The 26,568-nt window shown below is 68.1% G+C and carries 26 protein-coding genes and 1 pseudogene; 18 read left to right on the forward strand and 9 right to left on the reverse strand.

The genetic code is table 11. The features are described from left to right. Positions 1-80: 80 nt before the first annotated feature. Positions 81-872: an SDR family NAD(P)-dependent oxidoreductase gene (locus SB786_RS19710; protein WP_410728912.1), complete on the reverse strand. Its 792-nt coding sequence runs from the start codon at positions 870-872 to the stop codon at positions 81-83. 432 nt (positions 873-1,304) lie between these two features. On the opposite strand from SB786_RS19710, the gene SB786_RS19715 reads away from it, so the two are divergent. The 11 genes from SB786_RS19715 to SB786_RS19765 all read left to right on the forward strand — a co-directional run bounded on the left by SB786_RS19715 (position 1,305) and on the right by SB786_RS19765 (position 14,253). Then, positions 1,305-2,183 (forward strand): neutral zinc metallopeptidase, encoded by an 879-nt coding sequence (locus SB786_RS19715; protein ID WP_410728913.1) that lies wholly within the window; start codon positions 1,305-1,307, stop codon positions 2,181-2,183. A gap of 120 nt (positions 2,184-2,303) precedes the next feature. After that, complete coding sequence (locus SB786_RS19720) at positions 2,304-3,035, forward strand: response regulator transcription factor (protein ID WP_410728914.1); 732 nt, start codon at positions 2,304-2,306, stop codon at positions 3,033-3,035. Positions 3,036-3,437: 402 nt separating this feature from the next. Further along, on the forward strand, positions 3,438-4,940 hold the full coding sequence (locus tag SB786_RS19725; protein ID WP_410728915.1) for an aldehyde dehydrogenase family protein: 1,503 nt from the start codon (positions 3,438-3,440) through the stop codon (positions 4,938-4,940). A 72-nt stretch (positions 4,941-5,012) separates the two neighbouring features. Beyond that, entirely contained in the window at positions 5,013-6,353 is a 1,341-nt protein-coding gene (locus SB786_RS19730; RefSeq protein ID WP_410728916.1) for an aspartate aminotransferase family protein, read from the forward strand. A gap of 245 nt (positions 6,354-6,598) precedes the next feature. Next, on the forward strand, positions 6,599-8,101 hold the full coding sequence (locus SB786_RS19735; protein ID WP_410728917.1) for an APC family permease: 1,503 nt from the start codon (positions 6,599-6,601) through the stop codon (positions 8,099-8,101). Then, entirely contained in the window at positions 8,098-8,688 is a 591-nt protein-coding gene (locus SB786_RS19740) for a DUF3156 family protein (RefSeq protein ID WP_410728918.1), read from the forward strand. The genes SB786_RS19735 and SB786_RS19740 overlap by 4 nt, the downstream gene beginning before the upstream one ends. Positions 8,689-8,748: 60 nt before the next feature. After that, positions 8,749-9,687, forward strand: a complete 939-nt coding sequence (locus tag SB786_RS19745) for a helix-turn-helix domain-containing protein (RefSeq protein WP_410728919.1) — start codon at positions 8,749-8,751, stop codon at positions 9,685-9,687. A gap of 171 nt (positions 9,688-9,858) precedes the next feature. After that, on the forward strand, positions 9,859-11,067 hold the full coding sequence (locus tag SB786_RS19750) for a porin (protein ID WP_410728920.1): 1,209 nt from the start codon (positions 9,859-9,861) through the stop codon (positions 11,065-11,067). Between the two features lie 186 nt (positions 11,068-11,253). Further along, on the forward strand, positions 11,254-12,492 hold the full coding sequence (locus SB786_RS19755) for an ABC transporter substrate-binding protein (RefSeq protein ID WP_410728921.1): 1,239 nt from the start codon (positions 11,254-11,256) through the stop codon (positions 12,490-12,492). 34 nt (positions 12,493-12,526) lie between these two features. Next, positions 12,527-13,396: a carbohydrate ABC transporter permease gene (locus tag SB786_RS19760; RefSeq protein WP_410728922.1), complete on the forward strand. Its 870-nt coding sequence runs from the start codon at positions 12,527-12,529 to the stop codon at positions 13,394-13,396. Next, a complete protein-coding gene (locus SB786_RS19765; protein WP_410728923.1) occupies positions 13,393-14,253 on the forward strand; it encodes a carbohydrate ABC transporter permease in 861 nt (286 codons plus the stop codon). The genes SB786_RS19760 and SB786_RS19765 overlap by 4 nt, the downstream gene beginning before the upstream one ends. A 9-nt stretch (positions 14,254-14,262) precedes the next feature. On the opposite strand, the gene SB786_RS19770 is transcribed toward SB786_RS19765, so the two are convergent. Continuing rightward, positions 14,263-15,285 carry a LacI family DNA-binding transcriptional regulator gene (locus SB786_RS19770; protein ID WP_410728924.1) on the reverse strand — a complete coding sequence of 341 codons (1,023 nt, stop codon included), beginning with the start codon at positions 15,283-15,285 and terminating at the stop codon, positions 14,263-14,265. 6 nt (positions 15,286-15,291) lie between these two features. On the opposite strand from SB786_RS19770, the gene SB786_RS19775 reads away from it, so the two are divergent. From SB786_RS19775 to SB786_RS19790, 4 genes and pseudogenes are all read left to right on the forward strand, one after another. Beyond that, a complete protein-coding gene (locus tag SB786_RS19775; RefSeq protein WP_410728925.1) occupies positions 15,292-16,212 on the forward strand; it encodes a phosphatidylinositol-specific phospholipase C in 921 nt (306 codons plus the stop codon). A 238-nt stretch (positions 16,213-16,450) separates the two neighbouring features. Continuing rightward, entirely contained in the window at positions 16,451-16,912 is a 462-nt protein-coding gene (locus SB786_RS19780) for a hypothetical protein (RefSeq protein WP_410728926.1), read from the forward strand. Further along, entirely contained in the window at positions 16,909-17,109 is a 201-nt protein-coding gene (locus SB786_RS19785) for a hypothetical protein (RefSeq protein ID WP_410728927.1), read from the forward strand. Before SB786_RS19780 ends, SB786_RS19785 begins: the two co-directional genes overlap by 4 nt. A gap of 20 nt (positions 17,110-17,129) precedes the next feature. Beyond that, a pseudogene (locus tag SB786_RS19790) lies at positions 17,130-17,357 on the forward strand (helix-turn-helix domain-containing protein); the annotation flags it as partial. A gap of 47 nt (positions 17,358-17,404) precedes the next feature. Here the strand turns inward: SB786_RS19790 and SB786_RS19795 are convergent. Continuing rightward, positions 17,405-18,016 carry a LysE family translocator gene (locus SB786_RS19795; RefSeq protein ID WP_410728928.1) on the reverse strand — a complete coding sequence of 204 codons (612 nt, stop codon included), beginning with the start codon at positions 18,014-18,016 and terminating at the stop codon, positions 17,405-17,407. A gap of 84 nt (positions 18,017-18,100) precedes the next feature. Between SB786_RS19795 and SB786_RS19800 the strand changes: the two genes are divergently transcribed. Beyond that, positions 18,101-18,628, forward strand: a complete 528-nt coding sequence (locus SB786_RS19800) for a GNAT family N-acetyltransferase (protein WP_410728929.1) — start codon at positions 18,101-18,103, stop codon at positions 18,626-18,628. 15 nt (positions 18,629-18,643) lie between these two features. Here SB786_RS19800 and SB786_RS19805 read toward each other — a convergent pair whose 3' ends face one another. The 4 genes from SB786_RS19805 to SB786_RS19820 form a co-directional block, all read right to left on the reverse strand. Then, positions 18,644-19,705: an alkene reductase gene (locus SB786_RS19805; protein ID WP_410728930.1), complete on the reverse strand. Its 1,062-nt coding sequence runs from the start codon at positions 19,703-19,705 to the stop codon at positions 18,644-18,646. 71 nt (positions 19,706-19,776) lie between these two features. Beyond that, positions 19,777-20,085, reverse strand: coding sequence for an ArsR/SmtB family transcription factor (locus SB786_RS19810; RefSeq protein ID WP_410728931.1), 309 nt, complete (start codon positions 20,083-20,085; stop codon positions 19,777-19,779). 170 nt (positions 20,086-20,255) lie between these two features. Beyond that, positions 20,256-21,149 (reverse strand): amidohydrolase family protein, encoded by an 894-nt coding sequence (locus tag SB786_RS19815; protein ID WP_410728932.1) that lies wholly within the window; start codon positions 21,147-21,149, stop codon positions 20,256-20,258. Between the two features lie 64 nt (positions 21,150-21,213). Then, positions 21,214-22,485, reverse strand: coding sequence for an MFS transporter (locus SB786_RS19820; RefSeq protein ID WP_410728933.1), 1,272 nt, complete (start codon positions 22,483-22,485; stop codon positions 21,214-21,216). Between the two features lie 141 nt (positions 22,486-22,626). On the opposite strand from SB786_RS19820, the gene SB786_RS19825 reads away from it, so the two are divergent. After that, positions 22,627-23,514: a LysR family transcriptional regulator gene (locus SB786_RS19825; RefSeq protein WP_410729030.1), complete on the forward strand. Its 888-nt coding sequence runs from the start codon at positions 22,627-22,629 to the stop codon at positions 23,512-23,514. Positions 23,515-23,603: 89 nt separating this feature from the next. Here the strand turns inward: SB786_RS19825 and gcvA are convergent, their stop codons facing one another. Continuing rightward, complete coding sequence (gene gcvA / locus SB786_RS19830; RefSeq protein ID WP_410728934.1) at positions 23,604-24,503, reverse strand: transcriptional regulator GcvA; 900 nt, start codon at positions 24,501-24,503, stop codon at positions 23,604-23,606. Positions 24,504-24,624: 121 nt separating this feature from the next. Here gcvA and SB786_RS19835 point away from each other — a divergent pair, with 121 nt between their 5' ends. Continuing rightward, positions 24,625-25,329 (forward strand): SDR family oxidoreductase, encoded by a 705-nt coding sequence (locus SB786_RS19835; protein WP_410728935.1) that lies wholly within the window; start codon positions 24,625-24,627, stop codon positions 25,327-25,329. Between the two features lie 48 nt (positions 25,330-25,377). Here SB786_RS19835 and SB786_RS19840 read toward each other — a convergent pair whose 3' ends face one another. Beyond that, positions 25,378-26,517, reverse strand: coding sequence for a patatin-like phospholipase family protein (locus tag SB786_RS19840; RefSeq protein ID WP_410728936.1), 1,140 nt, complete (start codon positions 26,515-26,517; stop codon positions 25,378-25,380). Positions 26,518-26,568: the final 51 nt, after the last annotated feature.

Genomic DNA, 26,568 nt, shown 5'->3' on the forward strand with positions numbered 1-26,568 from the left:
ACGCCGTGCCGGACGACGTGTGCGGCACGTCGCGCGGTGGCACTCGGGCACGCATCGTGCGGGCGCTTCGCGCCCCGGCGTCAAAGCGTGTCGAACGCGAGCGTCGGCACATCGACGACCATCGCGCCGCCGTCGGCGACGAGCGTCGCGCCCGTCACGAACGATGCGTCGGGCGATGCGAGGAACGCGCACACGGCCGCGATTTCGTCCGGATCGGCCGCGCGCCGCAGCGGCACGTCGGCGCTTACGCGCGCATACGCGCCGTCGAGCGTGTCGCCGTACGCGGACATCAGCGGCGCCATTTCCGCATCGGCCATCGGCGTGCGGACCCAGCCTGGGCACACCGCGTTCGCACGGACGCCGTGCGGCCCGTAGTCGCGTGCGAGCGACCGCGCGAGCCCGAGCAGCGCATGCTTGCCGACCGTATAGCCGCACACGCCCGGCCCGGCCGCGAGTGCGGCGATCGACGCGACCAGCACGATGCTGCCGCGCTGCGCGATCAGGTCGGGCAGGCACGCGCGTGCGCTGACGAACGCGGTGTCGAGATTCGCGTGCATCGCGTCGCGCCATTGCGCGTCGTCGGTTTCGTCCGCGCGGCCGAGGCCGTGGCCGCCCGCGCACGCGACGAGCGCGTCGACGGGGCCGAAGCGTTCGGCGATCTCCGGCAGGAAGCGGGCCCACTCGGCCGTGCTCGCGGCGTCGCCGGCGAGTGCGAGGCCGCCCGTCTCGGCGGCGAGCGCGTCGAGCGGCGCCCGGCGTCGCCCGATCAAGACGACGCGCTCGCCGCGGGCGGCGAAGCGGCGCGCGCACGCGGCGCCGATGCCGGTGCCTGCGCCGGTGATCGCGATCGTTCGGGGTTGCGGGTGCGTCATGTCATGCTCCGGAAGGGTGTCGTTTCCGGTCACTTTAGGCGGCGTCGACGCACGCCGGTATCCGCCGAAAGGATGAACGTGTACCGGCCGGACGGCCGACGGTTGCGCGCGGCACCGGGCCAGCCGCCGGATCTCGGCCATTTTGCAAAGGCTGACGATCATCGGCGCCGAATCGCTCTATCCTCCGTATTTTTGCGACAAGTCGCAAAAGCCCGGCAAAATAGCACGGGCGTAGCGCGGGCGAGCCCGCGCACCGGCGCGGCGCGCCGGCCGATTCCGTCGTGCAAGCGGAACGGCAGGCGGCAATATCGGCGTGAACGTGCGCCCGATACGGATCCATCGCATTCGCCGATCGCGCCGGTCGCAGCGGCGGAGCACCTGGTTGCGCATTGCGCGGCCGGACCATCAGACAAGAGCAGGGAGGGGCCGGCAATGAGGCTGGACGACGAAAGAGAAAGCGTGAACGTCGAGGATCGACGCGGCGGTGGCGGGTTCGGCGGCGGGCGCGCGACGATCGGCATCGGCACGATCGTGGTGGCGCTGGCCGCATCATATTTCTTCGGGATCGACCCGCGCGTCGTGCTCGAAGGCGCGTCGGCGCTGCAGGGCCGGCAGCAGCAGGCGCAGCCCGCGCCCACGCAGCACCAGGGCGCGCCGGCGAACGATCCCGGCGCGGTGTTCACGCGCAAGGTGCTCGGCAATATCGAGCGCACGTGGACGGGCGTCTTCAACACCCAGTTGCATGCGCAGTACGAGTCGCCGAAGCTCGTGATGTTCACCAACTCGACGCCGACCGCGTGCGGCACCGGCCAGACCGCGATGGGGCCGTTCTACTGTCCGGCCGACCACAAGGTGTATATCGATCTCGGTTTCTATGACGAATTGCGCAAGCGGTTCGGCGCGGGCGGCGATTTCGCGCAGGCCTACGTGATCGCGCACGAAGTCGGCCATCACGTGCAGAACCTGCTCGGCATTTCCGACAAGGTCGATGCCGCGCGCCGCCGTTCGAGCCAGGCGCGCTCGAACGCGCTGTCGGTGCGGATGGAATTGCAGGCCGACTGCTTCGCCGGCGTATGGGCGAACAACGCGGAGCGCGCGAACCAGCGGCTGATGGAACCCGGCGATTTCGAACAGGGGCTGAAGGCGGCGGCCGCGATCGGCGACGATCGGCTGCAGCAGCAAGGCCAGGGCCACGTCGTGCCGGAAAGCTTCACGCACGGCACGAGCGAACAGCGCGTGTACTGGCTGCGGCGCGGGATGGAAGCGGGCGAAGTGAGCGCCTGCGACACGTTCGCCGCGAACGCGCACTGACTGGGGCGGGCGCGCTACCCGCCGCCCGCTGACGAATTGCCGATTTGGGCTCACCGGGCCATTTCGGCGCCGGTAGGCTGGTCCGAACTTCGACGCGTTCGGCCGCCGGCCGCTCCCATCATGCCGACCCCATCCGTTCCCGCCGACCACGAAGCCGCCGACTGGCAGCGCGCGCTGCGCGCGTGCGTCGCTGCGTTCGATGCATTCGCGAGCCCGTCCGCGATCGTGTTCTACCGGCTCGACCTGAGCGGCGAGCCGGCCGATTTCGAGCTGTTCGGCATGCCGGAGTCGATGCATCGCACCTACCTCGCGCGCTACCGGATGCTCGATCCGCTGCATCCGTCGCTCTGCGCGGCGGGTGTTCGCGCGGTCGTGACGCTCGCTTCCCAATTGCCTGACGAAAGACGCGCCGCGTCCGCGTACTGGACCCGCTTCCTGCGGCGGCACGATGTCGCCGACGTCGTCGAGATCTGGCTGCGCGACGACGCGGGCCGCACCGTCGGCGCGTTTTCGCTGCTGCGCTTCGCACAAGGCGATACGCACGGCAACAGCACGGCGGGCCGGTTCGCGCCGGGCGAGGTCGACGCGCTGGCGCGGCTGCAGCCCGTCGCCGAAGCGGCGCTGGCCCCGTTGCTGCGTGCGCGGCGCGGGATCCACCGGATCGGCTGCGAGGAGCGGCTGACCTACCGCGAGGAACAGATCGCACGACTCGTGCGCGACGGCCGCTCGAACAAGGAGATCGCACGCGATCTCGCGCTTGGCCAGCCGACCATCAAGACGCACCTGATGCGCATGTACCGGAAGCTCGGCGTGTCGAACCGCACGGAGCTGGTCGGCGCGTTGTTCCTGTAATTTTTCCGCTTCCGCTACCGCTACCGCTACCGCTACCGCTACCGCTACCGCTACCGCTACCGCTACCGCTACCGCTACCGCTTCCGCTTCCGCTTCCGCTTCCGCTTCCGCTTCCGCTTCCGCCTCCGCCTCCGCCTCCGCCTCCGCTTCCGCCTTCACGCCGCCTCCGCGCCGCCTCCGCGCCGCCTTCACGCCGCCTTCACGCCGCCTTCACGCCGCGCATTCATCCGACGATAGCGCGGCGTTCGCACGCTGCCATTCCACGTTCCGCGTCCCCCACGTTTCGATCCCCCACGCGCTGCCAATTTGCGCTCACCGGGCGCGATCCCCCGTCGATACAGTGGGTCGACGCCCGCATGCCCGAGCGCACGCGGCCCAGCCACGACAATCATCGAGATGCCCATGAGCACCACGAACTTCGTCGCCGTCAGCGACACTGTGCGCACCTTCGTCGCACGCGACTTCGGCCTTTTCATCGACGGCGCGATGCAGCCCGCGCACTCGGCCGCGCGGCTCGACGTGTACGACCCGGCGACCGGCGAGCGGCTCGCGACGGTGGCGGATGCCGACGCGCACGACGTCGATCGCGCGGTCGCAAGCGCGAAACACGCATTCGACACTCGCGTATGGAGCGGGCTGCGCCCGGCCGAGCGCGAGCGCATCCTGCTGAGGCTCGCTGACCTGATCGAAGCCGACGCCGAAACCCTCGCGCAGCTCGAAACGCTGAACCAGGGCAAGTCGATCCACGTGTCGCGCGCGATCGAAGTGGGCGCGAGCGTCGAATACGTGCGCTACATGGCCGGCTGGGCGACCAAGATCACCGGCCAGACGCTCGACGTGTCGATCCCGTTCCCGCCCGGCGCGCGCTATACGGCCTATACGCGCAAGGAGCCCGTCGGCGTGGTCGCCGCGATCGTGCCGTGGAATTTCCCGCTGATGATCGCGGTGTGGAAGCTGATTCCGGCGCTCGCGGCCGGCTGCACGATCGTGCTGAAGCCGTCGCCGGAAACGCCGCTCACCGCGCTGCGCCTCGCCGAACTCGCCCGCGAGGCGGGCGTGCCGCCCGGCGTGTTCAACGTCGTCACCGGCGGCCGCACGTGCGGCGCCGCGCTGTCGAGCCACCCGTCGATCGCGAAGATCTCGTTCACCGGCTCGACCGCGACCGGCAAGCTGGTCGGCGCGGCGGCCGTGCAGAACATGACGCGCTTCTCGCTCGAACTCGGCGGCAAGAATCCGATCGTGATGCTCGACGACGTCGACGTCGCGCAGGCGCTCGACGGCGTCGCCGCCGGCGCGTTCTTCAACCAGGGGCAGGTGTGTGCGGCCGCGTCGCGCATCTACGTGCACCGCAGCAAGTTCGCGCAGCTCGCGGACGGCCTCGCGGGCGTCGCGCAGTCGATGAAGCTCGGCGCGGGCCTCGACACGACCGCGCAGATCAATCCGCTGGTCTCCGCGCACCATCGCGACAAGGTCATCCAGCACATCGAAGGCGCGCGCCGCGCGGGCCTCACGTTCCTCGCGGGCGGCACGCCGGCCGACGACCTGCCCGGCTACTACGTGAAGCCGGCCGTGATCGCCGATCCGCATCCGGACAGCGCGATCGTGCGCGACGAGGTGTTCGGCCCGGTGATCGTCGTCCTGCCGTTCGACGATGCGGCCGACGCGGTGCGGCTCGCGAATGCGTCGCCGTACGGCCTCGCCGCGAGCATCTGGAGCAACGACCTGAAGCGCGTGATGAACCTCGTGCCGCGGATCGAGGCGGGCACCGTGTGGGTGAACTGTCACATTCCGCTCGATCCGTCGATGCCGTTCGGCGGCTACAAGCAGTCGGGCATCGGCCGCGAGTTCGGCCAATACGCGATCGAAGGCTTCACCGAAACCAAATCCGTCTGCATCGCGCACTGACGCGCGGCGCCAACGCCGGCAACCGCGAACCCGAGCGATCGAGGTTCGACCGATCCGAAAGTGGAGATTGCAATGAGCTACAACGAAGCGAAGTTCTGGCACCCGATGCTGCACCCGAACGAAATGAAACAGCGCAAGCCGATCCGCATCGTGCGCGGCGACGGCTGCTACGTGTTCGACGAAACCGGCCGGCAGCTCGTCGACGGCGTGGCGGGCCTGTGGAACGTGAACGTCGGGCACAACCGCCAGGAAGTGAAGGATGCGATCGTGCGTCAGCTCGACGAACTCGAATACTTCCAGCTGTTCGACGGCATCTCGCATCCGCGTGCGGAAGAGCTGTCGAAGAAGCTGATCGACATGCTCGAACCGGAAGGGATGCGCCGCGTGCTGTACAGCTCGGGCGGCTCCGACTCGATCGAGACCGCGCTGAAGATCGCGCGCCAGTACTGGAAGGTGCGCGGCCAGGCCGACCGCACGAAGTTCATCTCGCTGAAGCAGGGCTATCACGGCACGCACTTCGGCGGCGCGTCGGTGAACGGCAATACGGTGTTTCGCCGCAACTACGAACCGAACCTGCCCGGCTGTTTCCACGTCGAGACGCCGTGGCTGTACCGCAACCCGTTCACTCAGGATCCGGAGGAACTCGGCCGGATCTGCGCGGAACTGCTGGAGCGCGAGATCCAGTTCCAGAGCCCCGACACGGTTGCCGCCTTCATCGCCGAACCGGTGCAGGGCGCGGGCGGCGTGATCGTGCCGCCGGCCAACTACTGGCCGCTCGTGCGCGAGGTGTGCGACCGCTACGGCGTGCTGCTGATCGCCGACGAAGTCGTGACGGGCTTCGGCCGCAGCGGCAGCATGTTCGGCAGCCGCGGCTGGGGCGTGCGCCCTGACATCATGTGTCTCGCGAAGGGGATCTCGTCCGGCTACGTGCCGCTCGGCGCGACGGCCGTGAACGCGCGGATCGAGGACGCATTCGCCGCGAACGCGGACTTCGGCGGCGCGATCATGCACGGCTACACGTACGCCGGGCACCCGGTTGCGTGCGCGGCCGCGATCGCGAGCCTCGACATCGTCGTGAAGGAAGACCTGCCGGCGAACGCGGCGAAGCAGGGCGCGTATCTGCTCGAAGCGCTGCGGTCGTTTCCGGAACGCTTCGCGGCGGTCGGCGAGGTGCGCGGCAAGGGGCTGATGCTCGCGCTCGATCTCGTCGCGAACAAGGACACCCGCGAGCCGATCGACCCGCTGTCCGGCTATGCGAACGCGGTCGCGGAAGTGGCGCGCGAGCACGGCGTGCTGGTGCGTCCGGTCGGCACGAAGATCATCCTGTCGCCGCCGCTCGTGATCCAGCGCGAGCCGCTCGACCGGATCGTCGATGCGCTCGCGGCGGGCTTCGAGGCCGTGCCGTTCGCGTGAGGGCGTGATGTCGTGACCGCGTGACGACGAACCGGCGGTGGAGGGCGGGATTACCCGTTCCCACCGCCGTTTTGCCGATTTGCGCTATGACCGAATTATTTTGCCTGCGTATTTTTTCGACATCGGATCAAGTTTGATCGACAGCGGCCTGGGGTCGAAGCGCTGATGCGCTGCCCCGGGCCGGCCGCGAAGCACGGAACGGGCGCCGCAGCGGCGGCGCCGGCCGAAACAGCAAGGAGACGAGGATGTCGGGATGGTCTGGAGTGACCGGCGCCGCGGGCGAAACGCCCGCCGGTGGGCCGGCTGAAGCGGGCGGCGGCACGGTGCTGACGGCGGGCGCGGTCGGTTTTCCAACGGCGCTGGCGAGTGCCGTCGGCCTCATCATGGCGAGCCCGGTGATCCTCACCGCGACGTCGGGCTTCGGGATGGGCGGCTGGGCGTTCGCGGTCGCGATGATCATCGCGTTCGTGATGATGCAGGCGCAGGCGACGACGTTCTCCGAAGCCGCCGCGATGCTGCCCACGGCCGGCTCGGTTTACGATTACCTGTCGTGCGGGCTTGGCCGCTTCTGGGCGATCACCGGCACGATTTCCGCGTATTTCCTCGTACACGTGTTCGCCGGCACGGCGGAGACGATCCTGAGCGGCATCATGGCGCTCGTGAACTTCGAGTCGCTGAACGCCGCGCTCGAGAAGCACAACAGCGCGTGGCTCGTCGGCGTCGGCCTCGTGGTCATGTTCGCGATTACCAACATCATCGGCGTCAAGGTGTTCAGCAAGCTCGAGATCGTGCTGACGGCCGGCATGTGGCTGTCGCTGATGATCTTCGGGATCCTCGGCCTCGCCGCGGCGCCCGCCGTGCATCTCGACGGCTGGTTCGGCGGCTCGGAAGTCGGCACGTCGGTGCCGGCCGTGCTGTCGCTGGTCGGGATGGCGATGTTCATGTTTGTCGGCTGCGAGTTCGTCACGCCGCTCGCGCCGGAAATGAAGGCGCCGGGCCGCACGATTCCGCGCGCGATGGCGCTCGGCCTCGTCGGCGTCGCGATCTGCATGTTCCTGTATGGCGCGGCGATCCGTCGCCAGGTCGCGAACGTGCCGGTCAGCCCCGACGGCCTGACGCACCTGCTCGACACGCCGGGCGCGATTCCCGCGTTCGCGCTGCAGGTGCTGGGGCCCTTCGGCCGCGTGTGGTTCGGCATCGCGTTCCTGTGCGCGGGCGCCGCGACGATCAACACGCTGATGGCCGGGCTGCCGCGCATCCTGTACGGGATGGCGATCGACGGCGCGCTGCCGCGCTGCTTCGCGTATCTGCATCCGCGCTTCAAGACGCCGGTGGTCGGCATCGTCGCGGCCGCGATCGTGCCGATCGCGCACGCATGGCTGATCCACGGCAACCTCGACAGCATCCTGCACCTCGTGCTCGCCGCGACCTGCGCATGGGGCACCGCGTACCTGCTCGTCACCGCGTCGGTCGTGATGCTGCGCATCCGCCGTCCCGACCTGCCGCGCCCGTACCGTTCGCCGCTGTTCCCGCTGCCGCAGATCGTATCGAGCGTCGGCATCGTGCTCGCGATCTGGTACATCACGCCGCCCGGCATGAACGCGCGCGACATCTACGTACCGTTCGGCGCGATGCTCGGGCTCACCGCGCTGTATGCGCTGTTCTGGACGCTCGTCGTGCAGCGCCGGCATCCGTTCAAGCCGGTGCCGGTCGAGGAAGTGCTGCGTCGCGAGCACGTCGCGTCGTGAAGCTCGCGTTCACCCGGTGGCGCACGGCGCCCGACACACTGCCGCCCGGCCACCGGCCTGGCGCGATCGCCGCGCGCGTGCTGGCCGATCTCGGTGCGGCGCGCGATGCGAACGGCGCCGCGGCCGACACCCTGGCCCGGCTGCCGAACGGCGTGCGCGTGCGCGTCGACGAACGCATCGAGCGGCAGTTCCTGATGCATACGGTCAGCACACAGGTGACGGTCGCCGCGCACGGTCCCGCTGCAGAGGGCCGCGCACGCGTGCTGCAAACCGGCTGGCTGTGGCGCACCGGCGTCGCGGCCGAACCCGAGCGGGGATGCGACCCCGCATTCGCGCGCGCGGTGGCCGCCCTCGTCGCGCAGCCGTCGCTCGCCGACGCGCTGCGCCCGCTGCATCTGACCGACTGCACGATCGTCGCGCACGACGGACGCTGGACGCTTGCCGTCGTGCCGTTCGGCGGCAGCGAGGTCGTGAACCGGATGCCGTCGTTTCGCCGCTATGTCCGCCTCACCGGCGAGCAGGCCGCCGCGCTGTCGGCGGCCTGTCTTGCATTCGAAACCGCACTGCGCGGAATTTTGCGGGGGTAAGCTGTACCGCTGCGAGCCGTGCGGCCGCAACGAGGATTCAGGGTTTTACCGGAGACGCCGATGCTGTTCCAGTCACGCTCACACGAAGACGTGCATGACCACGGGCTCGCGATCGCCGGTTGGCATCAGGTCTACCGCCAGATGACGCCGGGCCGGTTCAGGGGCACCGTCACGCAGGTGCTGTACGACGACTTCCATTTCTTCCGCGAGACGACCAACCGGCGTGTCGCGCAAACCGGCCTCGCGCCGGCCCGGCGCACGTCGCTCGCGGTGCCGTTGTCGGTGCCGCTCGCCGGCACGTTCCAGGGCCAGCCGGTCGACGGCTATGCGCTGCTCGCGCTGCGCGCCGGCGAGGATTTCGAATTCCATACGCCGGAAGGGATGGGGCTGGTCGGGATCAGCGCCGCATCGGACATGGTCGACGAGCTGTGCGAAGCCGAATTCGGCGCGGCCGGCGCGCGCAAGCTGCGGCACGTCACGCGGCTGTCGGACGAGCAGGGCGTCGCGCTCGGCGCGCGGCTGTCGTCGCTGATCGACGACGCGCAGCGCAATCCCGGCTGTCTCGAATACGCGGCCACCCGCAAGATGTTCCGCGACGCGATGCTCGGCATGTTCCTCGATGCGCTCGACCAGGGCATCGGCGTCGAGCGCCGCGACATCACGCACGCTACGTACAGCGATATCGTCAGCCGTTGCGAGAAGCATCTGCGCGACCGGCCCGAGGAACCCGTGACCGTGCTCGAACTGTGCCGCGCGCTGCGCTGCAGCCGCCGTACGCTGCAGACGAGCTTCCAGCGCGTCGCCGACGTCGCGCCCGTCGGCTATCTGCGCACGATCCGGCTGAACGCGGTGCGGCGCCTGCTGCGCACCACGTGCGCGCATCAGCTCGGCGTGGGCGAGGCCGCCGCGAGCTGGGGCTTCACGCATCTGGGCTATTTCGCGCGCGAGTATCGCGACCTGTTCGGCGAGCTGCCGTCGCAGACCTTGCGTCCCGAATGACGTCTTTGCGCCGCGGCGGTGCCGCCGCGCGTCATCGGGTGATACCCGATCGCTTTACCATTTGCTGATTTGGGATAGAGGTCCCGAATTTTCGCTGGATAGAGTCCCGTCACGCATATCGACAACGCCATCGGTCTGCACTGCGAATCGATGACAACAGAGGGACGGGACATGAAGATCGGACGACGACTGGCCGCGGCCGCGGCCACGCTGGGTTGCATGCACGCGCACGCGCAGACCTCCGGCAGCGTGACGCTGTACGGCACCGTGGACACCGGCATCATCTATTCGACGAACCAGCAGTTCACGCGCGCCGACGGCAGCACGGGCGGCGGCCATGCGTGGCAGATGGGCGGCGGCAACCTCGTGCCGTCCCGCTTCGGCTTCCAGGGCGCCGAGCCGCTCGGCGGCGGGCTCGACGCGGTGTTTTCGCTCGAGCAGCAGTTCCTGTCCGCGAACGGGCAGGCGCTGCAGGGCGGCACCGCGTTCAGCCGGCAGGCGTGGGTCGGGCTGCGCCAGGACGGGATCGGCACGCTCGGCCTCGGCCGGCAATACGACTCGTACACGGACATGCTCGGCGCCTATGTGTCGAGCAACAACTGGGCGACGCCGTACGGCTCGCATCTCGGCGACGTCGACAACCTGAATGCCGCGTTCAACTTCAACAACGCGGTGAAGTTCACCAGCGCGGACTTCCACGGCCTGACGGTCGGCGGCACGTTCAGCTTCGGCGGGCAGGCCGGCGACTTTTCCGCGAAGCGCGGCTATGCGGTCGCGGCGACCTATACCCGCGCGCCGATCGCGTTCTCGGTCGGCTATCTCGACCTGCACCAGCCGCTCGACGCTGCGCTCGGCGGCGCGAGCGGCTATATCGGCGACTTCGCGTGCAGCAACCCCGGCGCGATGTACTGCCTGCTGCAGGACGCCGGCTCGATGCGCGCGTTCGGCGCGGGCGGCTCCGTGACGCTCGGCGCGGCGACGCTCGCGCTGACCTACACACACACGCGCCTGGGCGACAGCCGCTATTTCTCGACCGACGCGCAGCCGCGCACGCAGGCGTTCACGTTCGACATCGGCGAGCTGAACGTCACGTACATGTTCACGCCGGCGCTGCAGGGCGGCGTCGCCTACCTCTTCAATGCCGCGCACACCGACGGGCGCGGCACGACGCGGTTCCACCAGATCAACGTCGGCACGAACTACAGCCTGTCGAAGCGCACCGCGCTGTACGCGGTGGCGATCGGCCAGATCGCGAGCGGCGCCGGGCTCGGCACCGATGCGAACGGCAACGCGGCGAACTACGCGCAGATTCCGGTGCTCGCGAACAGCAATTCGAGCCGCCAGCTCGCGGTGATGGCCGGGATTCGCGTGAACTTCTGACGGCGCGCGCGCCGGCCCGGGCAGGCGCGGCCGGCTGCGCCGGCGGCCGGTCCTGCCGCGTGCCACAAATTCTTAACGATCGACGTGAACAATGGCGTTCGCTTCAGGCCGCCCGAAGCGTCGCCCGCGTTGCACACGTGTGCAACGCGAGGCCGACCCGTCACCACGCCGATCGAGAGAGACCTCATGACCTTGTTGAGCCGCCTGCGCGCGCTGTCCGCCGCCGTTGCGCTGTCCTTTGCCGCCTCGCACGCCTTCGCGGCGGATCTCGTCATCGCGGGCCGCGACGACATCTACGGCAAGGGGCTGGCCGACGCCGTCGCCGGCTTCGCCAAACTGCATCCGGGCACCGACATCGAGCTGCTCAAGCTGCCGAACGCGAACCTGTACCAGAAGCTGAAGCTGTCGATGCGCGAAGGCACCGGCACGTACGACCTCGTGATGATGGACGACACGTGGGCGCCCGAATTCATCGGCAACGGCTGGCTGAAGCCGCTGCCGGCGTCGCTCGCCGATGCCGATCTGGTGCCGTCCGCGGTCGCGCTCGGCCGCAACGCGGCGGGCGCGCTGTACGCGCTGCCGATCGTCGGCAACGTCGAGATGTTCGCTTACCGGAAGGACCTGCTCGCGAAGTACAAGCTGCAGCCGCCGCGCAACTGGGACGACGTGCTGAAGATCGCGCAGACCGTCGGCGGTGCAGACAAGAACGTATCCGGCGTCGTGTTCCGTGGCACGAAGGGCAACCCGGTCGTGACGGGTTTCCTGCCGATCCTGTGGGCCTACGGCGGTGACGTGTTCGACCGTGCCGGCAACGTGACGATCGATTCGCGCGAGTCGCAGGCCGCGCTGAAGACCTTCCTCGCGCTGAAGGCGTCCGCGCCGAAGGACGTCGACGTGTACGGCGCCGCCGAAGTGCGCGATGCACTGCAGCGCGGCACGGCCGCGCAGTCGATCGAAGTGTGGCCGGCGTGGATTCCGGCGCTCGACGATCCGAAGCAGTCGCGCGTGGTCGGGCAGATCGCGCTGCAGCCGCCGCCCGGGCAGACGGCGGGCCCCGCACCGATGCTCGGCATCTGGCAGATGGGCATTCCGAAGGATGCGCCGCACGCGAAGCTCGCGCAGGATTTCCTGAGCTACCTGAGTTCGCGCGACACGCAGACGCGCCTCGCCGGGATCGGCATTCCGCCGACGCGCCGCAGCGTGTTCGCCGATCCTGCGCTGGTGCGCCAATACCGCTGGTATCCCGATCAGCTGAAGGCGCTCGAGGCCGGCCGTGCGCGGCCGCGCGTGAAGGACTGGCAGCAGGTCGAGAGCATTCTCGGCGATCAGCTGCAGCTCGCGCTGACCGGGCAGGCCGCACCCGACGCCGCGCTGCGTCAGGCGCAGCAGAAGATCGCGCAGGCGATGGCCGCGGCCGGCAAGTGACGGCCCGCCGTCGCGCATCGCCCGGAATCCGCGCATGAAAGCCCTCGGCCGCAGCCTGCCGTTCGTCGCGCTGCTCGGCCCAGCGCTGCTGGTGCTGGCCGCGCTCGCGCTGTACCCGGTCGCGCAGGTGCTGGTCGACTCGTTCTGCCAGGTCGACTATGCGGCTGGCCGACGCACGTTCGCCGGGCTCGCGAACTATCGCACGGTGCTCGGCGACGATGCGTTCGCGGCCGGCTTCGGCAACACGCTGCGCTTCACGATCGTGGCGTCGCTCGCCCAAGTCGCGCTCGGCTTCGGCCTCGCGCTGCTGTTCGTGCGCACGTTTCCGGGGCGGCGCATCGCGCTGCCGCTCGCGATCCTGCCGATGATGCTCTCCACGCTCGTGTGCTCGGCGATCTGGCGCAACTGGCTCAACTTCGACGGCTTCCTGAACGCGCTGCTCGCCGCGTTCGGCATCGAAGGCGTGCGCTGGCTGTCCGATTCGCATCTCGCGTTGTGGTCGCTCGCGCTCGTCGACGTGTGGCAGTGGACGCCGATGGCGTTCCTGATCGTGCTGGCCGGGCTGCAATCGATCCCGCAGGAACTGTACGAAGCCGCGCGCACCGACGGCGCGAGCGAATGGCAGTGCCTGCGCGACATCACGCTGCCGCTCGCGGCGCCGCAGATCGGCCTCGCGCTGCTGCTGCGCTCGATCGACACGTTCAAGCTGTTCGACAAGGTCTATGCGCTGACGGGCGGCGGCCCGGGCAACGCGACGCAGACGCTGTCGACCTACATCTACGACACGGGCTTTCGCTTCTTCAACGTCGGGCCGGCGAGTGCCGCGTCGGTGTTGATGCTCGCGGCGTCCGCGCTGCTGGTTTCGGGGTACGTATGGCAGACGGTTCGCAAGCGGCGCGCATGACGGCGCGATCCGCAGGCATCGCGCACGCGCGAACGGGCGCCGCCTTCGGTCGCGCGGCGCCATGGGGGCTGCGCGTCGTCGCGCTCGCGCTGTTGCTGCTGCCGTGCCTGTGGATGGCCGGCGCGGCGTTCATGCCGACGCTCGAACGCCTCGATCATCCGCTGCGGATCTGGCCGGCCGCGCCGACGCTCGAGCATTTCGTGTCGGTATGGTCGAACGGCATCGGCGCGCCGCTCGCCAATTCGCTGGTGGTCGGGTTCGGCACGACGCTGCTCGCGCTGACGCTCGCGTTTCCGGCCGCGTATGCACTCGTGCGGCTGCGGTTTCCGGCGCGGCTCGACCTGCTGTTCCTGATGCTCGTGCTGGCGCTGAAGCTGATGCCGCCGATCACGATCGCCGTGCCGCTGTTCGCGCTCGCGAAGCGGCTGCATCTGCTCGACTCGACGCCCGGGCTGATGCTCGCTTACCAGATCTACGCGCTGCCGATGGCGATCTGGATGCTGCTCGCGTTCGTGCGCGACGTGCCGGTCGAATACGAGGAAGCCGCGTGCATCGACGGCGCGGGGCCCGCGCGGCGGCTCGTGCAGATCGTGCTGCCGCTGTGCGCGCCGGGGCTGATCGCGACGGCGATCTTTGTGTTCATCGCCGCGTGGAACGAGTTCCTGATCGCGCTGCTGTTCGTGTCGACGCCGAGCCGCTTCACGCTGCCGCTCGCGATTGCCGGCTACGTGACGGAGAACGGCATCGACTGGGGCGACCTGATGAGCGCGGGGCTGCTGGCGTCGCTGCCGACGCTCGCCGTGGCCGGCTACGTGCAGCGCTATCTGCTGCGCGGCTTCGCCGGCGGGCTGAAGTGACCCGGCGCGTTACCCGCAGCTATGCCGCACCACGTCCGTAACCGGGACGACGCGCGTGCGCGACGCACCGGCGAACGTCTGGATCCGGTCGGCGAGCAGGTCGACGGCCGCGTGCGCGAGGCCCTGCGTATCCTGGCGCAATGTCGTGAGCCGATAGGCGTCGTATGCGGCGGCGGGGATGTCGTCGAAGCCGATCACGCGCAGGTCGTCGGGCACGCGCCGGCCGAATGCGTCGCGTGCGGCGTCGATCACGCCGAGCGCGAGCAGGTCGGACGAGCAGAACACGCCGTCCGGGCGCTCGCCGGATGCGAACAGTTGCCGCGCGGCATCGAGGCCGCACGCATGCGTGTCGGAGCGCGTATCGATCACGCGGACGAGCGCCGCATCGAATGCGTCACCGCGTTGCAGCCCCTGCTCGAACGCATCCGCGCGCGAGCGCGCGCTGTAGCTCGCGGTACGCGGGCCGACGAACGCGAGCCGGCGCGCGCCGGCCCGCACGAGCCGTTGCGCGGCGTGGGCGGCCCCCGCCGCGTTGTCGCTGACGACGACATCCGCGCCCGGCAGATCCGCTTCGCGATTGATCATCACGACGGGAATCCGGTGGTCGAGATACTGCCGAGCGACCGACAGCGGCGGCGACGCGGACGTCATCACGAGGCCCGCGATCCGATAGCTGAGCAAACGTTCGAGCGATTGCCGGACCTGATGCGGGTCGTCGGCGTTGGTCACGAGCGGCGTGAAAGCGCGCTGGCCGAGCGCCGCCATCAGGTCCGACAGCAGCCGCGCGCGGAACGGATTCTCGAACCCGGCCGTCACGACGCCGATCATGCTGCTGCGCTGCGTGATCATGTCGCGCGCGATCAGGTTGACCTGGTAGCCGAGCGCGCGCGCGGCCGCCATCACGCGTTCGCGCGTTTCGGGCGCGATGCTCGCCGTCGGCGAGAACGCGCGCGACACCGCGGAGCGCGACACGCCGGCCCGCACGGCGACATCCGACGCCGTCACCCACGTTTTTCTTTCCTTGTCAGTCATCGATTCATGATCCCTTCGCGACTCGAAGCCCCCACGCCGCTGGCCGACTGGATGTCGGCGCTCGACGACGCGCGGCCGCTGCCTACGCTGACCCTACCGGGCAGCCATGACACTTGTGCGTATACGGTCGACGATCCGCTCGTGCGCACGCAGCGCGCGCCGCTCGACGCGCAGCTCGCGCACGGCGTGCGCCTCCTCGACATCCGGTGCCGGCATCGGTGCGATACGTTCGACATTCATCACGGCGGGATCGCGCTCGGCATGTCGTTCGACGACGTGCTCGCGGACTGCACGCGCTTTCTCGATGCGCATCCGCGCGAATGCATCGTGATGTCGGTGAAGGACGAGTGGCCCGCGCACGCATGCACGCGCGGTTTCGAAGCGACGTTCGATGCACATTGCGCGCGGCATCCGCGGCTGCGCTGGCATGCGGGCGGCGCGCTGCCGGCGCTTGGCGCCGTGCGCGGCGCGGTGGTGTTGTTGCGGCGGTTTCGCAGCCGCCGACCGCTCGGCATCGACCTGACCGCGTGGCCCGACAACGCGACCTTCACGATCGATCATCCCGATGCGGCGTTCGTGATCCAGGATGAATACCGTGTGCCGGTCGCCGGGTCGATCCACTACAAGTGGCGCGTGATCGACGCGCTGCTGACCGGCATGCCGTCGCCGGAGAGCGGCCGCTGGGCGATCAATTTCTGCAGCGGTACAGGGATGGGCGCGAATCCTTCCGTGGTCGCGCACGGCGATGGCAGGGTGCAGGGAATTCAGGCGCGGCTCGCCGAGCGGTTGCGCGAGCTGCGTGGTCCGTGTGGCGCGGTGCTGCTCGATTTCTGCGACGACGATGACTGGGCGTTGGTGCGGGCGCTGGTCGAATGCAATGAGCACGTGCCTGCGTTGCGTCTGCCGCGCGGGCCGATCAGATGTTGACCAGGTTCGTGTTGAGCGCGGGTGATCCTGCGTCGATCGGGCGCGCATCGGGCTCGATCGTCACACTTTTTGACGAATCACCGGGCCGCATGCGGACACGCATCGGAGCGATGCACGGTCGTGGTCTCGAGGTTGCCGTGTCGTTTGAACAAGATTCGACCCGGACCGGATGCATTTGGCGGTGCCGCTCCCGCATTGCTTCATTGCTAGAATCTCCGCTCTTTTGTGGGGGAGACACATGACGCAGTGCAAGACCTTCTACGGAGCATTCAAGCAAAACATGGATGCCCTCGGTTTGCCGGCGCCAACCAGTCTGTTTGCTGCACAGCAGACAGCAATCGGCACGCTGACGACCATTCTTGGGGCGCTCAGGACACTTGGACCAACTGCCACGATCGGCGAACTGATCGGAGCCACAACCGGGCTGGAACTGCTGGCAGCCGCATCTGCACTCGGGGCGAGCTTTTACGTTGGTGCGATGATCGGCAGTCTGATTGTTGCTACAGATGCGTCACTGGTGTGCGATCGGCGCGGCGTGGTTGCCGTGGATGGAATTCGCAGCTGGGCAATCCGTCGCGGCCTTGCGGTTCCGCAAGACGTTTATCGCGTGATCGCGCTGCATCCGGAGCTGTTCCGTCCGATGCCGGGAAGTGCGACGTTTGCCATCCGTGCACGAGCAATCGGGAGGGCGATCGCGTGAGCAAAGTTTCAGACAGGATCGGCCTGATCGCCGCGGGAGTTGTGGTCGCCGCCGCCTCGTGGACATTACTGCACTACTCCGGGAACTGGTTCTTCCCTGTTGCGACGCTCATCGCGCTGGCTGCGCTGCTTGCAGACAATCGGCGGTTGAAGAAACGGCTGCGCGACCTGGGGGAAGACTCACGCTCGCGCAAGTAACCACCTGATGGACCAGCGAAATGGACATTCACCCGTTTAGAAGCGAGGCTGACCACGAAGCCGCCCTGATGGCGGTGTCCGCGCTTGTCGATCTGGACCCCGCACCGGGCACGCCGGAAGGCGACAAGTTGGAAACTATGTCGATCCTGATCGAGCGCTATGAGGCCGAGCACTTTCCGTTGGCTTCGCCGAACCCGATCGACGCGATTGAATTTCGGATGGAGCAAGCCGGCTTGCCTGTCCCGGATTGCGGGTGATAAACGGCGGCGTTGTAAGCGTCCACGCCCATGCCGGCTCAACGCGTCGCGATCGCCACCGCCGCACCGGCCATCGCGGTCGCGCTCGTGCGGTTCGCGATCCGTTTCGCGCGTGCCGAAGTGAGAAACGCGCGCGCACGTGAAGCGAGCAGCGACCAGAAGCAATCGGCGAGGATCAGAATCGCGAGCATCGTGCCGACGAGCTCGGCCCACGCGACGACCCCGACATGCGTCAGGTCGACGATCGTCGGCAACAGCGCCAGATAGAACAGCATGATCTTCGGATTGCCGAGCGTGACCAGCGTGCCCGCGACGAACATGCGCCACGGCGACTGTCCGCGCGGCAGATCGCCGGCCTGCGTGTCGGTCGGCGCGATCCACATCTTCCACGCGAGGAACAGCAGGTACGCGACGCCGAGCAGCTTCAACACGAGCAGGCCCGTCGCGAACGTGCGCGCGAACGCGGACAGCCCGGCGACGGCCAGCGTGAGCCACAGCGCCTCGCCGAGCCACATCGCGGCGAGGAACGGCAGCACGTCGCGCACGCCGTTCGTCAGCACGCGCGCGACGAGCGCGGCGACGCTCGGGCCGGGCGTGCCGGCGGTGACGAGCAGGGCGATGGCGAACACGGCAAGCGCGGACAGCGTCATGACGAACCTCGGGGGCGGGGGCGTTCGAAAGGTATGAAGTTTCGATTATAGTGACGGCCGTTCCCGCCCGCTTACCTCGTCGTGATGACAGCATCGATCCGGATTCGTCCCGCCACGCGGGAAGACGCGGCCGCCATGGCCGCCGTGGAAGTGGCCGCCGCCCAGCGCTTTCGCGCCATCGGCATGGTCGACATCGCCGAAGGCGAACCGACCGATGCGGCCGACGTGCTCGCGCGCATCGACGACGGTCGCGCGTATGTCGCGACGGACGATGCGGGGACGTGCGTGGGCTTCGCGTTCTACCGGCTGCTCGATGCGCGGCGGCTGTATCTGGAGGAACTGGATGTCGCGCCGTCGCATGCGGGGCAGCGGATCGGTGCGCGCCTGATCGAACGGATCATGACGCGCGCCGCGCAAGACGGCATTGCCGAGGTCGTGCTGTCGACGTTCCGCGATGCGCCGTGGAATGCGCCGTACTACGTGCGGCTCGGTTTCCACATCGTCGACGACGCATCGCTCGACGACACACTGCACGCGATCCGCGCGCGTCACGTTGCACGCGGCCTCGACGAGACGCAGCGCGTGTTCATGCGCGCTGACGTGCGCGCATGAACGTGTCGCCGGCCGTCAGGCCGCGTCGCTGAGCGCCGGGTAGTCGGTGTAACCCGTTTCGCCTTCGGCGTAGAACGTCTCCGGCACCGGCTTGTTCAGCGGTGCGCCGAGTTCGAGGCGGCGCGGCAGGTCCGGGTTCGCGATGAACAGCTTGCCCCACGCGATCGCATCGGCGTTGCCGCTCGCGAGCGCGTCCTGCGCGGATTCGAGCGTGAACTGCTCGTTCGCGATCAGCGGACCGCCGAACGCTTCCTTCAGTCGCGGGCTCAGGTGGTCGCCCGTAAACGACTCACGCGTGAAGATGAACGCGATCTTGCGGCGGCCGAGTTCGCGCGCGACATGGCCGAACGTCGCGGCCGGGTCGGAGTCGCCCATCGTGTGTGCATCGCCGCGCGGTGCGAGGTGCACGCCGACACGGCCCGCGCCCCACACGTCGATCGCCGCGTCGACCACCTCGAGCAGCAGGCGCGCGCGGTTCTCGACCGGGCCGCCGTAAGCGTCGGTGCGGTGATTGGTGCTGTCCTGCAGGAACTGGTCGAGCAGGTAGCCGTTCGCGCCGTGGATCTCGACGCCGTCGAAACCGGCCTTCTTCGCGTTCTCCGCGCCCTTGCGGTACGCGGCGACGATACCCGGGATTTCATCGAGTTCGAGCGCGCGCGGCGTCACGTACGGACGCTGCGGGCGCACGAGGCTGACGTGGCCGCCCGCGGCGATCGCGCTCGGCGCGACCGGCAGGTCGCCGTTCAGGAACACCGGATCGGAGATCCGGCCGACGTGCCACAGCTGCAGCACGATGCGGCCGCCGGCCGCGTGCACGGCCTGCGTCACACGCTTCCAGCCTTCGACCTGCTCGTCGGACCAGATGCCGGGCGTGTCCGCGTAGCCGACGCCCTGCGGCGTGACCGAGGTCGCTTCGCTGATGATCAGGCCGGCCGATGCACGCTCGGCGTAATAGCGGGCCATCAGGTCGTTCGGCACGCGCGTCGCGCCCGCGCGGGAGCGGGTGAGCGGTGCCATCACGATTCGGTTCGGCAGGGTCAGGTCGCCGAGGGTGACGGGGTCGAACAGGGTGGGCATGGCAGATAACCTCTTCACGAAAGGCGGGATGGCCGTCGCGTCGTGCGCGGCGGTGGCCCGCATGGCCTGGGTCACAGTTCGCGGCGCACGGCGTCGAGAAATGCGTCGATGACGGCCTCGTTGCGCCGGAAGAACGCCCACTGGCCGATCCGCGTCGACGTCACGAGCCCCGCGCGCTGCAGCGTCGCGAGGTGCGCGGAGACGGTCGACTGCGACAGCCCGCAGCGCGCGTCGATCTGCCCGGCGCAGACGCCGTGGTCGTACGGCAGCGTCTGCTCGGGGAAATACACGGCCGGCGTTTTCAGCCAGACGAGGATTTCCCGGCGCACGGGGTTCGAAAGCGCTTTCAGGATCGCGTCGATGTCGAGTTCGGTCGGCATGGAAGGGGCGTGGTGTTTCGGCGTTCGGTCGGAAAACCGGCGCAAACGAGTATCGTCGATGGGCGAATCATATATCGGAAAAAGACGATATGTGCGAAGGCACTGCCGCGAGTGGGGTTGTTTATCGATCGACATACCATCGTACTTCGGGGGGCCAATGCAAATGCACGCTAAAACCTGAAAAGCTCCGCCGCGGACGTCGTCATCACGCTGTCTCTGGCAGCACGGTCGGGAATCCAGTATTCCAATGCGGTCAGGGCCCCGTCATAGTCGATCAGATGACGATGCTGCGTGTGAGGCCAGTCGCTACCCCAGACCATGCGCTCGGGGCCGAACGAATCGAGCAGAGCGGTGGCAAGCGTCCGTCCGTGCTCGATACCGTTCGAATTTTCGGCGCTGCGATAGGCGGCGGAGAGCTTGACCCAAACGTTGCCGGAGGCGGCCGTCGACTGCAAATGGCGAAAGCCGGCATCCGCGGCGCGCAGCCGCGCATCGGGCCGCCCGAAGTGATCGACGACGACAGTGCAATCGTGTCGAAGCAGCGCATCGAGCACGACCGGCAGAGCATCCGCATTCGCTTGAACTTCGACATGCCAACGTAGTGCGTTGAAGCGTGCGAGGAGCGCGGACCATCGGCCATCGCGGAAATCCGGCAGTGCAACCCCTATCAAATTCAGCCGCGCACCGACGATATGTGCGGCGTCCATCGCTTCGAGCTCGGCATCCGTGACATCTGGCGCGACAACCGCAACACCGCGAAAGCGTCGCGGATAGCGCTCGCATACCGCGCGGAGGAACCCGTTGTCGGTGCCGAGAAAGCTCGGCTGCACCAGCACGCCCTGGGAGAGACCGTGCGCCGCGAGCTGCGCGACATATTGATCGAGCGTTGCATCGTAGTCGGGCGCGTGACGGCGGTGTGCCGCGAGCGGCAGGCCTTGCACGAAGATGTGCGCGTGCGCGTCGACGCCGGTGATGCAGGGCGCGGTTTCGTCGAGCCAAGCCAGGGACGCGGGGGACAGGCCGTCGAACGGGGCGGCCGGGATTGCGGGCGGGAAGCGGTCCATCGTTTCGGGTGCGTGAAATCAAATTGACGTTGGAGCGATGCATCGATGTACGCGTGCCGCGCGCTCAGTGGCGCGATATGGCCTGCGCGCCGTTCTCGTGCCGCGACGGGACGAGCCGGCGCCGCGTGTCGGGCAACATCAGCGCGGCGACAACGACGAGGCCGTACGCGGCGCCCGCGTCGATGCCCAGCGCCGCACCCAGCGACATCGATCCGCTCATGTGACCGATCAGCACCGGAAATGCAGCCGATGCGATGCGGCCGAAGTTGTAGCAGAAGCCGACACCGGTGCCGCGCACGCCTTGCGGATACAACTCGTTGAAGAGCGCGCCGAGCGTCGCGGGAATGCCGGCTGAAAAGAGGCCGAGCGGAAAGCTCAGGAGCAGCATCGTGGTGTCGCTGATCGGCAGCAACGTGTAGAGGTTGACCGTCACCGCACAGCAGACGGCAAAGAGGATCACGTTCCAGCGTCGCCCGATGCGGTCCTGCAACCAGGCGCTCACGAAACATCCGATGATGAATGCGACGATGACGACCGCGAGATAACCGCCGGTGCCCAGGACCGACAGATGGCGCTCGGTCTTCAGATACGTCGGCAGCCACGTCGTGATCGCATGGTAGCCGCCGTGCGCGCCCAATCCGATCAGGGCGCCGACGATCGTGGTGCGCGTCACCGCAGGATCGAAAATGCCGGCGGCAATGCTGAATACGCCGCGGGGCGCGGAATCGTCGGTTTCAGTTTGCGGCTCGCGCGGCGGCTCGGCCACGTTGCGGCGCAGGTAGAGAACGAGCAGGGCCGGGACGAGACCGATCGCAAACAGAACGCGCCACGCCCATTGCGGCGAAACGAGCGAGAAGACGGCCATATAGAGCAGCACCGCCGCGCCCCAGCCGAATCCCCAGGCGCTCTGCACGATGCCCATGGCCTTGCCGCGATGCCGCGGGTTCATCGTTTCGCTGAGCAGGACGGCGCCCGCCGTCCATTCGCCGCCGAAGCCGATGCCTTGCAGCGCCTTCAGCACAAGCAGCTGCTCGAAGGTTTGGGCGAACGCACTCAGAAACGTGAAGAGCGAAAACCAGATCACCGTGATCTGCAGTGCGCGCACCCGCCCGACGCGATCGGACAGGATGCCGGCGAGCAATCCCCCGAGTGCGCCGGCCACGAGCGTCGCACCGCCGATCAATCCTGCCTGACCTTTGCTGATGCCCCAGGTGGCGAGAAGCGCCGGGATCACGAGGGAAAAGACCTGCGTATCGACGGCGTCGAGCGCCCATCCGCCGAAGCAGCTCCACAGGGTTCGCCGCTCGTTGGGCGTGATGTCCTCATACCAGCGCATGGTCGTCTCCTGGTGCAGGCCGCTGCGAAGTTGGACGGGCGGCCGCTATTGATCGATTTGACGCCATTCTATGAACGTCAGGAACGCGTGCATACTATGAAAACGTTGTTCATTCATAGCATCTTGATATGGAAGGCGATCATGGAATCGATTCGCACGCTCAAGTACTTTCTCGCGATCGTCGATGCGGGAAGCGTCACCGGCGCGGCGGCGCAGCTCGGGATAGCGCAGCCGGCGCTCAGTCAGGCCATGACGCGGCTGGAGAAGGATCTGGGCACGAAGCTGCTCGCGCGCACGCGTCGCGGCGCGGCGCTGACGCCCGCGGGCGAAGCGATCGCGGAGGACATTCGCCTGAGTGTGTCGAGGATCGAGGCCGCGGAAAAGCGGGCCCGCGATATCGGCGCGCAACGTGGCGGAAGGCTGACCATCGGCTTCGCGTCAGCGGCGCTGTTCGAGGTCATGCCCCGCGCGATCGCCGCATTGCGTGACGAGATTCCCGATGTCGAGCTGACGTTGCGGGAAATGAGCAACGCGGAGCAGGCCAGCGCGCTGGAATCCGGCGAAATAGATATCGGGTTGCTGCATACGCCTGTTGCGGTCCGCGGCCGGATGCGCGAAAAGCTGATCGTCCGCGAACGCTTGCACGCGGTCGTGCCGGCGTCGCATCCGCTGGGCGAGGATGGCAAACTCGGCCTCGCGGAACTGGCGAGCATGGGTTTGGTATGGTTTCCGCACGGCCAGCTGCCGGTGGTGCGAGCAGGCATCCTCAGTGCGTTTCGCAAGTTCGGTTGCGAAGCCAATGTCGTTCAGGATGCCAATCGATCGCTGACGGTGCTCGCGTGCGTGGCCGCCGGTTGCGGCGCGTCACTGTTGCCGCGATCCGTCAAGGCGATCCAGTTTGCGGGCGTGCGCGTGTGCGAAGTGCGCGAAGGCGACGCGCTGCCGCTCTTCGAACTCAGCGCGATCTGGCCGCATCGTTCGCGTCCGACACTGGCCGACAAGTTTGCGGCGCTGCTGAACAGCGGCTGATGCAGGCTCGCGGCCGGAAGGCGCGCGATCGGCACTATCGCGTGCGATGCTTCTTTGTCGTTCGTAATCTCGCTGCTGGCGCCGGCCGATCACGCTTTCCCATACTGCGCAAACAGCCAGCGGCGCATGGCCTGGAGCGCTTCCGAATGCGCATTGGCCTGCGGGAAGACGACGTAAAACCCGAGCGACATCGGGAACGAAAAATCGAACACCCGGCGCAGCCTGCCTTCCGCGATGTCGCGCTCGACGAGCGGTTCGCTGGTCAGCGCGATGCCTTGACCCGCGACCGCGGCGTCGATCGCGAGCAGCGACTGGCTGAACCTCGGCCCTTTCGTCGGATCGGCCTGCCCCTTTCCACCGAGCTTCTCGATGAACTCCGGCCACAGATCGTGCGCGTCGTGCAGCAGCGCATGCATCGACAAGTCCGCGGGCGTGCGGATCGGCGGCCCGCCGTCGAGCAGTGTCGGGCTCGCGACCGCGAAGATGTCGAGCGGAGCCAGCAATTCCGCGGCGAGGCCGGCCGGGAATGGCGGCTTGCTCAGTCGAATCGCGATGTCGACGCCGTCAGCCCGAAACGACGCAAGCCGTTCGTCGGCGATCACGCGCACCTCGATGTCGGGGTGCAGCCGGCCGAAGTCCGACAGGCGCGGAATCAGCCACTTCGACGCGAACGACGGCGTCGTGCTGACCGCCAGAACCGTGGGGCGCTCCCCGAGCGCGTCCGTGGCATCCGAGATGATCCGCAGCGCGCGCTGGACCGACGAAAAATACTCGAGCCCTTCGCGCGTCAGCGCAAGCCCCCTGGGCAAGCGCCGAAACAGCTGAACCTCCACGACGTCCTCCAGATGCCTGACCTGCTGCGCCACCGCACCCTGGGTCACGCCGAGTTCGTCGGCGGCCAGCCGGAAATTGAGGTGGCGCGCGGCGGCCTCGAACGCGCGAAGCGCATTGAGCGGCGGGAACCGGCGAGTACGCAACAGAGCGTTCATGCAGTAGAAATTCTACAGGGTGGATGGAGAAATCATCGTTCGACAATTCGATTATAGGGTCCTAGAGTGGCGCTTTGGAACGATGATCGCGGCGCTGAGCCGACCTATCCGGGAGAGCAGCATGACTGTAGAGAAAGTGGCTTTGGTGACGGCGGCGGGCAAGGGCATGGGCGCTGCAATCGCGCGAGACCTCGCGACCAACGGTTATCGCGTCGCGCTGATGTCGCCGTCCGGCAGCGCGGTCGAGCTGGCCAGCGAACTGGGTGGTTTCGGCATTGCGGGGTCCGTGACCGACGACGCCGACATCGAGCGTTTCGTGAACGAGACGCTCGCGAAGTACGGCCGTATCGATGCGGTCGTCAACAACACCGGCCATCCGCCGAAGGGCGACTTGCTCGCCATCGAGGACGGCAAGTGGCACGAAGGGCTCGACCTGATCGTGCTCAACGTCGTTCGCGTGCTGCGCCGGGTGACGCCCGTCTTCCTGAAGCAGGGCGGCGGGGCGGTGGTGAATATTTCGAGTTTCGCGGCCGACGCGCCCGAGCAGGCGATGCCGGTATCGTCCGCGCTGCGCGCGGCGCTGAGTTCGGTCACGCGCCTGTACGCCGATCGGTATGCGAAGGACAACATTCGCATCAATTCGGTGCTGCCGGGCTTCATCGACAGCTGGCCGGAGACGCCCGAGATCGTTGCCCGCATTCCGGTCGGCCGTTTCGGCAAGACGCAGGAGATCGCGCAGACCGTGAGGTTCCTGCTGTCGGACGGCGCCGGCTATATCACCGGGCAGAACATTCGGGTCGACGGCGGCATCGTGCGCGCGCTGTAAGCCGGATCCAGGGCGCGACGATGCGCGCGCAGATGGCGGCCAGCGGCCTCAGTTATGCCGTTCGCCGATCCTGTTCTCTTCCGGACTCCACACGCTGAGCCCTTCCGTCGGGTCCAGCGGCAGCTCCCACGGGCGCGCGGCGATCGCCTGCATCGTCGCGTCGAACCCGGCCTGGCGGCGCGCCGCGATGCCGTCCGGCGTGAAATCGATGTCCTTCCACTGATCGTCGCCGTCGAGGCGCGGCGCCGCGAGCTTGATCACGTGCATCGTGGTCTGGCAGCCCCACGCGGCGAGCGCCTGCACGTCGGGCGACTTGCGTTCGGCCTCCGGCAGCCGCATGACGAGTTCCCTGATCACGTGGCGCAGCCCGTGAATCTGCTGTTGCCGCGCGATGTTGCTGTCCGTGCGGCTCGCATACTGGATGTCCTTCTGCCGCTCCGACACCTGCCAGATGCTTTGCGGTTCCGGCCCGACCGGATTCCACATCTGCACCGAGAAGATGATCGAGCTGCGGCGCGGCGCGTCGTCCAGCACGACCTCCACCGGCGTATTCGAATAGATGCCGCCGTCCCAGTAGGGCGCGCCGTCGATCCGCACGGCCGGGAACGCGGGCGGCAGCGCGCCCGAACTCATCACGTGGTCGAGGTCGAGCGGCCGGTCGCGCGAATCGAAATAGCGCATCGTGCCGGTGCACGCGTTCACCGCGCCGACGGTCAGTCGCGGCCGGCGCGCGTTCAGCAGGTCTAGATCGATCAGCGACGCGAGCGTGTCGCGCAGCGGCTCGACCAGGTAGTACGATGCGTGCTCGACGCCGACGCGCGCGAGCGGCCCGAGCCACGCGGCGGGATTCGGCCGGAAGAATCCCGGGATGCCGGCGCCGATGACCGCGAGCTCGGCGCCGATCTTGTCCCAGGTCGTCGGGAAGCCGGGCACGTTCACGGCGGCCCGTTCGGTCACGTGGCGCCAGAATTCCGCCATCCGCTGCGCGCGGTGTCCGGGCGCGTTGCCGGCGATCAGCCCTGCGTTGATCGCGCCGATCGACGTGCCGATGACCCAGTCGGGCTGGATGCCCGACGCGTCCAGCGCCTCGAATACGCCGAGCTGGTATGCGCCCAGCGCGCCGCCGCCCTGGAGCACCAGCACGACCTGGCCCGGCAGTTGCGGATGTGCGGGTTGACTTGCCGTCATCGCTTTCCTCGCAGTCGGTAACGGCCGGCGGGTTCCGGCCGAATGGAACCA

The organism is Burkholderia sp. SIMBA_062, from assembly GCF_046534765.1.
Classification (GTDB): Bacteria; Pseudomonadota; Gammaproteobacteria; order Burkholderiales; family Burkholderiaceae; genus Burkholderia; species Burkholderia ambifaria.

What these genes read in the sequence shown, in the direction of transcription:
- SB786_RS19710 (WP_410728912.1), bottom strand. Translation starts at nt 872, where the DNA reads ATGACGCACCCGCAACCCCGAACGATCGCGATCACCGGCGCAGGCACC.
- SB786_RS19715 (WP_410728913.1), top strand. Translation starts at nt 1,305, where the DNA reads ATGAGGCTGGACGACGAAAGAGAAAGCGTGAACGTCGAGGATCGACGC.
- SB786_RS19720 (WP_410728914.1), top strand. Translation starts at nt 2,304, where the DNA reads ATGCCGACCCCATCCGTTCCCGCCGACCACGAAGCCGCCGACTGGCAG.
- SB786_RS19725 (WP_410728915.1), top strand. Translation starts at nt 3,438, where the DNA reads ATGAGCACCACGAACTTCGTCGCCGTCAGCGACACTGTGCGCACCTTC.
- SB786_RS19730 (WP_410728916.1), top strand. Translation starts at nt 5,013, where the DNA reads ATGAGCTACAACGAAGCGAAGTTCTGGCACCCGATGCTGCACCCGAAC.
- SB786_RS19735 (WP_410728917.1), top strand. Translation starts at nt 6,599, where the DNA reads ATGTCGGGATGGTCTGGAGTGACCGGCGCCGCGGGCGAAACGCCCGCC.
- SB786_RS19745 (WP_410728919.1), top strand. Translation starts at nt 8,749, where the DNA reads ATGCTGTTCCAGTCACGCTCACACGAAGACGTGCATGACCACGGGCTC.
- SB786_RS19750 (WP_410728920.1), top strand. Translation starts at nt 9,859, where the DNA reads ATGAAGATCGGACGACGACTGGCCGCGGCCGCGGCCACGCTGGGTTGC.
- SB786_RS19755 (WP_410728921.1), top strand. Translation starts at nt 11,254, where the DNA reads ATGACCTTGTTGAGCCGCCTGCGCGCGCTGTCCGCCGCCGTTGCGCTG.
- SB786_RS19760 (WP_410728922.1), top strand. Translation starts at nt 12,527, where the DNA reads ATGAAAGCCCTCGGCCGCAGCCTGCCGTTCGTCGCGCTGCTCGGCCCA.
- SB786_RS19765 (WP_410728923.1), top strand. Translation starts at nt 13,393, where the DNA reads ATGACGGCGCGATCCGCAGGCATCGCGCACGCGCGAACGGGCGCCGCC.
- SB786_RS19770 (WP_410728924.1), bottom strand. Translation starts at nt 15,285, where the DNA reads ATGACTGACAAGGAAAGAAAAACGTGGGTGACGGCGTCGGATGTCGCC.
- SB786_RS19775 (WP_410728925.1), top strand. Translation starts at nt 15,292, where the DNA reads ATGATCCCTTCGCGACTCGAAGCCCCCACGCCGCTGGCCGACTGGATG.
- SB786_RS19780 (WP_410728926.1), top strand. Translation starts at nt 16,451, where the DNA reads ATGACGCAGTGCAAGACCTTCTACGGAGCATTCAAGCAAAACATGGAT.
- SB786_RS19795 (WP_410728928.1), bottom strand. Translation starts at nt 18,016, where the DNA reads ATGACGCTGTCCGCGCTTGCCGTGTTCGCCATCGCCCTGCTCGTCACC.
- SB786_RS19800 (WP_410728929.1), top strand. Translation starts at nt 18,101, where the DNA reads ATGACAGCATCGATCCGGATTCGTCCCGCCACGCGGGAAGACGCGGCC.
- SB786_RS19805 (WP_410728930.1), bottom strand. Translation starts at nt 19,705, where the DNA reads ATGCCCACCCTGTTCGACCCCGTCACCCTCGGCGACCTGACCCTGCCG.
- SB786_RS19810 (WP_410728931.1), bottom strand. Translation starts at nt 20,085, where the DNA reads ATGCCGACCGAACTCGACATCGACGCGATCCTGAAAGCGCTTTCGAAC.
- SB786_RS19815 (WP_410728932.1), bottom strand. Translation starts at nt 21,149, where the DNA reads ATGGACCGCTTCCCGCCCGCAATCCCGGCCGCCCCGTTCGACGGCCTG.
- SB786_RS19820 (WP_410728933.1), bottom strand. Translation starts at nt 22,485, where the DNA reads ATGCGCTGGTATGAGGACATCACGCCCAACGAGCGGCGAACCCTGTGG.
- SB786_RS19825 (WP_410729030.1), top strand. Translation starts at nt 22,627, where the DNA reads ATGGAATCGATTCGCACGCTCAAGTACTTTCTCGCGATCGTCGATGCG.
- gcvA (WP_410728934.1), bottom strand. Translation starts at nt 24,503, where the DNA reads ATGAACGCTCTGTTGCGTACTCGCCGGTTCCCGCCGCTCAATGCGCTT.
- SB786_RS19835 (WP_410728935.1), top strand. Translation starts at nt 24,625, where the DNA reads ATGACTGTAGAGAAAGTGGCTTTGGTGACGGCGGCGGGCAAGGGCATG.
- SB786_RS19840 (WP_410728936.1), bottom strand. Translation starts at nt 26,517, where the DNA reads ATGACGGCAAGTCAACCCGCACATCCGCAACTGCCGGGCCAGGTCGTG.